The 9899-nt window shown below is 65.4% G+C and carries 12 protein-coding genes and 1 riboswitch; of the genes, 6 read left to right on the forward strand and 6 right to left on the reverse strand.

Features of this window, described 5'->3' with window-relative positions; all coding sequences use genetic code 11:
- The first annotated feature begins 103 nt into the window (after positions 1 to 103).
- On the forward strand, positions 104 to 424 hold the full coding sequence (locus tag AUP43_RS02085; RefSeq protein WP_067551981.1) for a heavy metal-binding domain-containing protein: 321 nt from the start codon (positions 104 to 106) through the stop codon (positions 422 to 424).
- On the opposite strand, the gene AUP43_RS02090 is transcribed toward AUP43_RS02085, so the two are convergent.
- Complete coding sequence (locus tag AUP43_RS02090) at positions 421 to 1212, reverse strand: 2-keto-4-pentenoate hydratase (RefSeq protein ID WP_067551983.1); 792 nt, start codon at positions 1210 to 1212, stop codon at positions 421 to 423. The two genes, AUP43_RS02085 and AUP43_RS02090, sit on opposite strands and share 4 nt — an antisense overlap.
- 170 nt (positions 1213 to 1382) lie before the next feature.
- On the opposite strand from AUP43_RS02090, the gene hisE reads away from it, so the two are divergent.
- Entirely contained in the window at positions 1383 to 1760 is a 378-nt protein-coding gene (gene hisE / locus AUP43_RS02095) for a phosphoribosyl-ATP diphosphatase (RefSeq protein WP_084462462.1), read from the forward strand.
- 6 nt (positions 1761 to 1766) lie between these two features.
- Here hisE and AUP43_RS02100 read toward each other — a convergent pair whose 3' ends face one another.
- From AUP43_RS02100 to AUP43_RS02120, 5 genes are all read right to left on the reverse strand, one after another.
- The gene (locus AUP43_RS02100) at positions 1767 to 1985 is read right to left on the reverse strand and encodes a hypothetical protein (RefSeq protein WP_067551986.1); all 219 of its coding nucleotides are present in this window, start codon (positions 1983 to 1985) and stop codon (positions 1767 to 1769) included.
- A gap of 223 nt (positions 1986 to 2208) precedes the next feature.
- Entirely contained in the window at positions 2209 to 2607 is a 399-nt protein-coding gene (arsC, locus tag AUP43_RS02105; RefSeq protein WP_067551989.1) for an arsenate reductase (glutaredoxin), read from the reverse strand.
- 9 nt (positions 2608 to 2616) lie between these two features.
- A complete protein-coding gene (arsB, locus tag AUP43_RS02110) occupies positions 2617 to 3672 on the reverse strand; it encodes an ACR3 family arsenite efflux transporter (RefSeq protein WP_067551998.1) in 1056 nt (351 codons plus the stop codon).
- A 15-nt stretch (positions 3673 to 3687) separates the two neighbouring features.
- On the reverse strand, positions 3688 to 4017 hold the full coding sequence (locus AUP43_RS02115) for an ArsR/SmtB family transcription factor (RefSeq protein ID WP_067552000.1): 330 nt from the start codon (positions 4015 to 4017) through the stop codon (positions 3688 to 3690).
- 43 nt (positions 4018 to 4060) lie between these two features.
- On the reverse strand, positions 4061 to 4996 hold the full coding sequence (locus tag AUP43_RS02120) for a histone deacetylase family protein (RefSeq protein ID WP_067552002.1): 936 nt from the start codon (positions 4994 to 4996) through the stop codon (positions 4061 to 4063).
- A gap of 141 nt (positions 4997 to 5137) precedes the next feature.
- On the opposite strand from AUP43_RS02120, the gene AUP43_RS02125 reads away from it, so the two are divergent.
- From AUP43_RS02125 to AUP43_RS02140, 4 genes are all read left to right on the forward strand, one after another.
- Entirely contained in the window at positions 5138 to 6553 is a 1416-nt protein-coding gene (locus AUP43_RS02125) for a cytochrome ubiquinol oxidase subunit I (RefSeq protein ID WP_067552004.1), read from the forward strand.
- A 13-nt stretch (positions 6554 to 6566) separates the two neighbouring features.
- Positions 6567 to 7571, forward strand: coding sequence for a cytochrome d ubiquinol oxidase subunit II (gene cydB, locus AUP43_RS02130; RefSeq protein WP_067552007.1), 1005 nt, complete (start codon positions 6567 to 6569; stop codon positions 7569 to 7571).
- Positions 7572 to 7734: 163 nt separating this feature from the next.
- Positions 7735 to 8820, forward strand: coding sequence for an ABC transporter substrate-binding protein (locus AUP43_RS02135; RefSeq protein WP_067552013.1), 1086 nt, complete (start codon positions 7735 to 7737; stop codon positions 8818 to 8820).
- Between the two features lie 86 nt (positions 8821 to 8906).
- Positions 8907 to 8985, forward strand: a riboswitch (SAM riboswitch).
- A gap of 72 nt (positions 8986 to 9057) precedes the next feature.
- Positions 9058 to 9899, forward strand: an 842-nt coding sequence (locus AUP43_RS02140) for an ATP-grasp domain-containing protein (protein WP_067552016.1), incomplete at its 3' end; no start/stop codon positions are given.

Here is a 9899-nt window from a genome sequence, read left to right on the forward strand (position 1 = left end):
GCGTCTCGAAGCATCGGGCCGCCTGGCTCCAATCAACGCGCATCTTGTAAGCGCGGGCGGTTCCGCATACCTCAATCGCTCATCCACTCAGGGAGACCGCCTTATGCTCATCGTCACCACCGACCGGATCGAGGGTCGCCAGATCGCCGAATATCTCGGCGTCGTCACCGGCGAGGCCATCATCGGCGTGAATATCTTCCGTGATATGTTCTCCGGCATCCGCGACATTGTCGGCGGCCGGGTCGGCGGCTACCAGGCGGCGCTGGGCGATGCCCGCGAGCATGCCTTCGAGGATCTGCGCGAAGCGGCGCAGAAGCTGGGGGCGAACGCGGTGATCGGCGTCGATTTGGATTACGAGGTGCTGGGCAAGGAGAACGGCATGCTGATGGTCAGCGTGAACGGCACCGCCGTCCGCCTGACCTAAGCCGCGAAGCGCAGCGATATGCGGCCCAGCGTGCCGTAATCCGCCTCCACCGCATCGCCCGGCGCGATGGGCAGCGGCACCAGGCAGGTGCCGGTGGTGACGATCTGCCCGGCCTTCAGCCCAATGCCCAGGCCGGACAGCTCGTTGGCGATCCAGGTCAGCGCGATGCGCGGATCGCCCAGCACGTTGGAGCCGCGGCCCTCGCGCGTCACCGTGTCGGCCACCATGCCCCGCACCTTGTGCGCCGCCAAATCCAGCTCGCGCCAGGCCGGCGGGCAGGCATCGCCCAGCACGAAACAATGGGCGCAGGCATTGTCGGCGATCAGGTTCGGCCCGCCCATCCTGGCGAAATCGGCGAATCGGGAATCCGGGATTTCTAGCGCGGTGTGCAGGCTGTCGACCGCGCGCAGCACCTCTTCCTGGGTGTAGGCTTGCTCGCGCGGCGCCAAATCCTGGCCGAAGCGGAAGGCGAATTCCGGTTCCGCCACCGCCATGCGGTTGGCGCCGAAGGGCTGCTCGGAGCCGGCGGGCCAGACCTGCTCGGCCAGGATGCGCCCGGCCAGCGGCCCGTCGACGCCGATATGTCGCTGGCCGTCGCGGCTGGTCGCGGCGATCTTCCAGCCGAACAGCGGCTTTTTGCTGCGGGCCTCCAGGCGGGCCTGAATGGCGTAACCATCGGCGCGGGTCCGGGGCGTTAGCGCCTCGGGCAGGGCGTCCAGCACGGCGCCGCGCCGCCAATGGTCATAAATCAGGTCGGCGGCCTGTTGGCTCGAAGACGCATCCTGCATGGCGGACTCCGTTCATTATTATTTACGATTCTCGCGATATCATCCCGATTCATGGGAATGGGGTCAAATCTTCAAACGGCCACCAGTAATTGTTGATATGCGGGGGATTGGTCTATATCTTTACGATAATGTTCATTTGAACATACCGTTTCCGGGAAGAACTGCTTGAGATGTCCGCACAATCGCGTTCCCTGTTGAAATCCGTTCCGTCGCACGGCGATGCCTCGGAGGAGCTTGCGCTGTTGCTGCAGGCGGTGAAGCAGGTGCGCGCGAATCCCGGCCTGTCGCCCCGCACCGCGAAGCTGATCGCGGGCGGAACGCCGAAAATGGCGCAGAAGCTGGTCGAAGAGGCGGCCGAGGTGGCCATCGAGGCGGTGCGCGGCGACCGCGCGACCACGATCAACGAGGCGGCCGACCTGCTTTATAACCTGACCGTGCTGTTGTCGGAGCTGGATATCGACCCGTCCGACGTGTGGGCCGAGATGGCGCGCCGCCGCGAACGGCTCGGCATGGCCGAGAAATTGCCGAAAGTCGGCAAGCCGGAATAATCCGGTTCAGGAAGCCAGCCTGTGGTCGTCGGCAGGCCCGATCCGCAGCCGTAACGCCTCCGCCGCCCGCTGCACCTGCCCGACATCGCGATATTGCTGGCGTTCCAGGGCGCTGTAGCGGCGGTCCGCGGCGACGAAGTGGAAAACGCCGCCATCGCGGATCGCCACCCCTGCATCGTGCTGATCGACTTCGATAACGTAGGCCTCGTTACGTGCCTGAAGCATGAACCCGGTTTCCTGTGGTGCCGTGCATGGCCGGATAACGAAACGGTATCCGAGGAGGAAAAGACCTTGTAATTCCAGCTCTCTAACGTGGGGAGGCGGGATTTGGTTCACCGAATAATTAACCGTGTTGCGCCGGCCCTCTGCCGACGCGGCGGACTATACAGGCAAGATAATTTCCGCATTGTGACAGGATCGCCCTAAGGCGTGAATTTTCCGTGTCAGATCAGCCGATTGTGCCGCCATCTTCCTTGACGAAGCGGCCGATGGCCGGGTTCGGCAGAACCTCCAGCACCAGCTCGGACGGCCGGCACAGCCGCACGCCCTTCGGCGTGACCACGAAAGGCCGGTTGATCAGGATCGGGTGCGCCAGCATCGCGTCGAGCAGGGCGTCGTCGTCGATGGCGGGGTCGTCCAGGCCGAGTTCGGCGCACAGCGGCTCCTTCGCGCGCAATGCCGCGCGCACCGTCAGGCCGGCGGCGGCGATCAGCGCCAGCAGCATTGGCCGGCTTGGCGGGGTTCGCAGATACTCGATAATCGCCGGCTCCTCGCCGCTCTGCCGGATCATCGCCAGCGTGTTGCGCGAGGTGCCGCATTTCGGGTTGTGGTAGACGGTGATGCTCATGGCGGGGTCTCAATCGGCGGGGAAGAAGCGCTGGGTGCGGTTGGCCAGCGCCACCAGGGACAGCATGACCGGCACTTCGACCAGCACGCCGACCACGGTCGCCAGCGCCGCGCCGGAGTTCAAGCCGAACAGGCTGATCGCCACCGCCACCGCCAGCTCGAAGAAGTTCGAGGTGCCGATCAGCGCGCAGGGGGCGGCGATGCGGTAGGGCACCTTCCACGCCCAGGCGGCGACATAGGCCAGCGCGAAGATGCCGTAGGATTGCAGCAGCAGCGGCGCGGCGATCATCGCGATCACCAGCGGGCGGTCCAGGATCACCTGGCCCTGGAAGCCGAACAGCAGCACCACCGTGGCCAGCAGGCCGATCACGGAGAGCGGCTTCACGCCGGCCGTGAAGCGCGCCACCGCCGCAGGGGAGGAGAGCCGCCGCCGGCTCAGAGCGCCGGCCGCCAGCGGGATCACGACATAGAGAAAAGTCGCCAGCAGCAGCGTCTCCCACGGCACGGTAAGGTCGGTCACGCCGAGCAGGAAGGCGACGATGGGGGCGAAGGCGAAGATCATGATGACGTCGTTGACCGAGACCTGCACCAGCGTATAGGTGGCGTCGCCCTTGGTCAGTTGCGCCCAGACGAACACCATGGCGGTGCAGGGGGCGGCCCCCAGCAGGATCAGCCCGGCGATATATTGCTGGGCATCGGCCGGCGCGATCCAGTCGGCGAAAACCAGCTCGAAGAACAGCACGCCCAGCGCCGCCATGGTGAAGGGCTTCACCAGCCAGTTCACCACAATGGTGAGGATCAGTCCCTTCGGCTTGTCGCCAATATGGCGCAGGCTGGCGAAGTCGACCGCCACCATCATCGGATAGACCATCGCCCAGATCAGCACCGCGACGACCAGATTGACCGAGGCATATTCCAGCCGGGCCAAGGTCTCGAACAGGCCGGGGACCAGCGCGCCCAGCGCGATGCCGGCCAGGATACAGCCAGCGACCCAGAGCGAGAGATATTTCTCGAACGTGCCGATGCCGCCCGGGGCCGGGGCTTTGGTCTGCGTCGTGCTTGTCATGGCGGGTCCGGAATGTCAGCAGCAGGCGATGGCGTCGAGCAGTGGCCGGCAGGCTTCCGGCTTGCCGCCGCAGCAATCTTCCATGAGGAAGCCGAGCAGGGCGCGCATGCCCTCAAGATCGGCGCGGTAGCGGATGCTGCGGCCCTCGCGGCTGGCCTGGATCAGCCCCGCGCGGCTCAGCACCGCCAGATTGGTCGATAAGGTGTTCTGCCGGACATCCAGCCGGGCCGCGATGTCGCCGGCATGCAGCCCCTCGGGTCCCGCCTGGACGAGCAGGCGGAAAACATCCAGCCGGATATCCTGGGCGAGCGCCGACAGACTCTCGATGGCGTTTTTCTTATCCATACTTCAAGAAGTATAGAAATAATTAAGTGCTGTCAACTGCCGATCAAGCGGCCCGCATCAGCGACAGCACATGCGCGGCGACGGCCTTGCCCAGCGCGTCGAGATCGTAGCCGCCTTCCAGGGCGGAGACGAGGCGGCCCTGGCAATGGCGGTCGGCCAGGGCCATCAGCTTTTCGGTGATCCAGGTGAAATCCTCGGTCTCCAGGCTCAGATTGGCCAGCGGGTCGCGGCGGTGGCCGTCGAAGCCGGCGGAGACGATCAGCAGGCCCGGCGCGAAATTATCCAGGAGGGGCAATATATGCCCCTCCCAGGCCGCGCGGAACTCGGCGCTGCCGGCGCCGGGCGGCAGCGGCACGTTAACGATATTGCCGGCGACGCCCCGCTCCCGCGCCGAGCCGGTGCCGGGATAGAGCGGCGATTGATGGCTGGAGGCGTAGAACAGGCCGGGATCGGCCTCGAAGATCGCCTGGGTGCCCTGGCCGTGATGCACGTCGAAATCGACCACGGCGATGCGCGCCACGCCCCAGCGTTCGCGGGCATGCAGGGCGGCGACGGCGACATTGTTGAACAGGCAGAACCCGCCCGGCTCCTGCTGGGCGGCATGATGCCCCGGTGGGCGCACGGCGGCGAAGGCGCTGCGGGCCCAGCCCTCCATCACCGCATCGACGGCGGCCACGGCGGCCCCGGCGGCGCGCAGCGCGGCCGCCACGCTGTGCGCGCCCATGAAGGTGCTGTCGTCGATCTGCACCAGCTCCCGCGCGGCGGGGCGGATGTCCAGGATCGCCTCGACATAGGGCAGCGGATGCACGCGGGCCAATTGCTCCAGGGTCGCTTCCGGCGCGGTTTCGCGCAGCAGCGGCGCGAAGGCTTCCTCTTCCAGGGCGGCCAGCACGGCGCGCAGACGGTCGGCCGATTCCGGATGGTGCGGCCCGGTTTCGTGCTCCAGGCATATCGGGTGTGTGATCAGCGCGGTCGTCATGCGGGCGGCTCCTTTCCGCGCATCCTATCGGCATGGGCGGGGCGGCGGAAGTGTCGCAGGACAAATCGCCCCATAGCCCCGGCTTGGCCAGGTGCGGTATTCGCCGTAGAGTTGTGCGGTCGCAAGGGAGCGAGGGCTGAGATGTTCGAGACGTTAGACGCGACGATGCTGGCGCGAATCCAATTCGCCTTCACGGTATCGTTCCACATCGTCTTCCCAGCCTTCTCCATCGGCCTCGCCAGCTATCTGGCGGTGCTGGAGGGGCTATGGCTGTGGAAGAAGGACGAGGCCTATCTGAAGGTCTTCAATTACTGGAAGATCATCTTCGCCGTCACTTTCGGCATGGGCGTCGTCTCCGGCATCGTGATGAGCTACCAGTTCGGCACCAACTGGAGCGTTTTCTCCGACAAGGCCGGGCCGGTGATCGGCCCCTTGATGGGCTATGAGGTGCTGACCGCCTTCTTCCTGGAAGCCGGATTCCTGGGCGTCATGCTGTTCGGCCTGAAACGGGTCGGCCCGAAGCTGCATTTCATGGCGACGCTGATGGTCGCCATCGGCACGCTGATGTCGGCCTTCTGGATCCTGTCGGTGAATAGCTGGATGCACACGCCGGCCGGCTACGCGATCAACGATGTCGGCCAGTATGTGCCGGCCGATTGGTGGGCCATCGTGTTCAATCCGTCCTTCCCGTACCGGCTGGTGCATATGGTGCTGGCGGCGTATCTGACGACGGCCTTCGTGGTCGGCGCGGTCGGCGCCTGGCATGTGCTGAAGGATGACGGCCGCGACCGGGGCGCGCGCATCATGTTCTCGATGGCGCTGTGGATGGCCGCGCTGGTCTCGCCCTTGCAGATCCTGGCCGGCGACTTCCATGGGCTGAACACGCTGGAACATCAGCCGGCCAAGGTGGCGGCGATGGAGGGGCATTACGACACCCATGCCGGCGCGCCGCTGATCCTGTTCGGCCTGCCCGACGACGAGGCGGAGGTGATGCGCTACGCCGTCGAGGTGCCGAAACTGGGCTCGCTGATCCTCACCCATAGCTGGGATGGCGAGGTGAAGGGGCTGAAGGAATGGCCGAAGGAGGATCGCCCCCCGGCCGAGATCGTGTTCTGGAGCTTCCGCATCATGGTCGCCATCGGCTTCGCCATGCTGGGCGTCGGGCTGTGGAGCCTGTACCGGCGCTGGCGCGGCGGGCTGTATGACGATAAATGGCTGGCCCGCGCGGCGGTGATCATGGGCCCCAGCGGCTTCGTCGCCGTGCTGGCCGGGTGGATCACCACCGAGGTCGGCCGCCAGCCCTATACGATCTACGGGCTGCTGCGCACCGCCGATTCGGTGTCGCCGCTGGAAGCGCCGGCCGTCGCCAGCTCCCTGATCGCCTTCATCATCGTCTATTTCGCGGTGTTCGGCGCCGGCGTGTTCTATTTGCTGCGGCTGATGCGCCGCAAACCGGATATCGGCTTCGACGACGAGGATATCGGGCCGACCCGCACGGCCGGCATCACGCCGGCCCCGGCGGTCGATGCGGACCGTGTCATGAACCCGGCGGAATAGGGAGGGCAGGGCCATGGAAATCGATCTCGCCTTCATCTGGGCCGGCCTGATCGCCGTCGCCGTGCTCGCCTATGTCATTTTGGACGGGTTCGACCTCGGCGTCGGCATCCTGTTCCCGTTCTATCCGGAGGAGCATGACCGCAACCTGATGATGAATTCCATCGCCCCGGTCTGGGACGGCAACGAGACCTGGCTGGTGCTGGGCGGCGGCGGATTGCTGGCGGTGTTTCCGCTGGCCTACGCCACCATCATGCCCGCGCTCTACGCGCCGCTGATCGCCATGCTGCTGGCGCTGATCTTCCGCGGCGTCGCCTTCGAGTTCCGCTGGCGCACCAAGCGCGGCAAATTCCTGTGGGACTGGGCGTTCGCCGGCGGCTCGCTCGTCGCCACCTTCGCGCAGGGCGTGGCGCTGGGCGCGCTGGTGCAGGGCATCAAGGTGGAGAACCGCGCCTATGCCGGCGGCTGGTGGGACTGGCTGACGCCGTTCAGCCTGCTGACCGGGGCGGCACTGGTGGTCGGCTACGCGCTGCTGGGGTCGACCTGGCTGGTGATGAAAACCGCCGGCGACATCCAGGCGAAGGCCCGCCTGCAGGCGCGGCTGACCGGCATCGGCACGCTGGGGCTGATCGGCGCGGTCAGCCTGTGGACGCCGTTCCAGAACCTGGTCTATCTGGAACGCTGGTTCGCCTGGCCGGCGATGCTCTATTCCGGCATCGTGCCGGTGCTGGTGTTGCTGTGCGCCTTCCTGCTGTTCACCGGCCTGGCAGGCAAGCGCGATTACGTGCCGTTCCTGGCCTCGCTGGGGATTTTCGTGCTGTGCTATATCGGCATCGGCATCAGCTTCTATCCCTATATGGTGCCGCCCAGCCTGACCATCTGGGACGCCGCCGCGCCGGATGACAGCCTTGGCTTCCTGCTGGTTGGCACGGTGTTCCTGCTGCCGATGATCCTGGGCTACACCGCTTATGCCTACTGGGTGTTCCGCGGCAAGGTGGACCCGGATGAGGGCTACCATTGAACTGGTCGCGGCTTGGCTGGTTCGTGCTGCTGTGGGCCGGCGGCGTGGCGACGGTGAGCGTGATTGGCTTCGCGATCAAGCTGTGGCTCGGCGCTTAAGCATCCGTTGACGAAACCGGTGCGCTGAGCGAACGTTCCGCCTCTCCGGTGGGAAGGATGGGGCAATGAAGAACAAGCGTTCCGGCCTGTCGCGCCGCGCGGCGCTGCAAGGCGGGATGGCGCTGGGCGGGGTGGCTCTGGGCGCAATGGCGGGCGGGGCGCTGATGGCGCCGCCGACGCTGGCGCAGAGCGCGGGCAAGAAGCGGATCGTCGTCGGCACGCATGGCGGCGATTATGCCCGTTTGCTGGCCAAGAATGTCGATGAGCCCTTCCTCATTCCGAAAGGCTGGACCGTCGTGCAGGACCAGGCTGGCGATCCGCAGCGCCGGACCAAGATGCTGGCCGACAAGCGGCTGGCGCGCGGCCCTGTCGATTTGCACGCCCTGTCGGCCGTGAACATGTACCAGCTGCATCAGGCCGAGGTGACCGCGGAAATCGACTACGAGAAGTTGAAGAATGCCCGCTATCTCCTTGAACCGCTGAAATATCCTTACGGCGTCGCGCATCTCTATTCAGGCATTGTCGGGGTCTATAACCCGGCCCTGATCGCGCCCGTTCCTACCAGCTACAAGGATATCTTCGACCCGAAATGGGGCGACAAGCTCGCGCTGATCGATAAGCAATATCAATATACGCTGGTCGCCGCCGCGCTGGCCGCCGGGGGCAGCGCCAACGATCTGGAGCCAGGCCAGCAGCTTCTGCTGGACTGCAAGAAGGCCGGCATGCGGCTCTATCCGAACCCGGAGGATTTCGCCCAGGCCATGAAGGCCGGGACGGTCGGCATCGGCATCGCCATGAAGGCGCGCATCGTGCAGTGGCAGAATGCCGGCCTGCCGATTGCGGCGGCGACGCCGGGTGAAGGGGCGCTTGCCTTCGTCTCCGGCTTCGTCATGCCGCGGAACGCGCCCAACAAGGCCGGCGCTTACGCCTATCTGGACGCCATCCTGGAGAAGGGCGCGCAGGAAGCCTTCGCCGTCGATTTCGGCTATAACCCGACCGTCACCAACGCCGTCGTGCCGCCGGCCTTGAATGCGCGCATCGGATTCACGCCCCAGGAGATCGCGCGGCTGGTCGATCTCGACTACGCCTTCATGGACGAGAACGACGCCAGCTTGCGCGATTGGTGGGAAGGGGAGTTGAAGGCAAAATAACGATATTTTAGTGTATATTTTTAAATATGCATAATTTGAGTGTTATTTTTTCATTGACCTTGTCGATTCCAGTAAATATTTTATATCCAGATTTCAGTGGTGATTTGAGCCGACCGGCTTGCGGCCACGTAAAATAACACGCTAAAAGGTCGGAGTTCGCCCCGAACCCTGACCCGTCGCGTCAGGTTTTTTTGGTCAGCCGGTCCTCGAATCCGTCCCTATGGAGATGGACCGGCGATGACGAAAATTCACGTTATTCATGAAAATTCCACCTGGGTAGAGCCGCTGGCCGCCGCCTTCGAGGCGCAGGGCCTGCTCTGGGCCGACTGGCATCTGGGCGAGGGCGATTTCGACCTGGGCAGCCCGCCGCCGGAGGGCGTGTTCTACAATCGCATGAGCGCCTCGTCGCATACGCGCGGCCATCGCTATTCGGCGGAATATACCGCCGCCGTGCTGGCCTGGCTGGCGCGCCATGGCCGGCGGGTGGCGAACGGCTCCCCGGCGCTGGATCTGGAGATCAACAAGGCGCGGCAATATGCGGCGCTGGAGGCGGCCGGCATTCGCACGCCGCGCACCGCCGTGGTGTTGGGCAAGCACCGCATCGCGGAAACCGCGCGCCGCAGCTTCGGCGCGGGCCCGGTGATCCTGAAGCCGAACCGGGGCGGCAAGGGCCTGGGCGTCCAGCTGTTCCAGACTGTCGGCGCGCTGGAAGCCTATCTGGAAAGCGACGCCTACGAGGCTTCTGCCGATGGCATCCATCTGCTGCAGCAATATGTGAAGGCGCCGGAGCCCTACATCATCCGCGCCGAATTCATCGGCGGGCGTTTCCTCTATGCCGTGCGGGTTGATACCAGCGACGGGTTCGAACTGTGCCCGGCCGATGCCTGCCCCATCGGCGACGCCTTCTGCCCGGCCGGCGAGGCGCCGGCGGCGACGCGCCCGAAATTCGAGATCGTCCACGGCATCGCCCCGTCGCTTCAAGCGAGCTACGAGCGCTTCCTGGCGGCCAGCGGCATCGATGTCGCCGGCATTGAATTCATCCTGGACGAGCAGGGCACGGCCTTCACCTACGACGTCAA

This window comes from Oceanibaculum pacificum (assembly GCF_001618175.1).
GTDB lineage: Bacteria > Pseudomonadota > Alphaproteobacteria > Oceanibaculales > Oceanibaculaceae > Oceanibaculum > Oceanibaculum pacificum.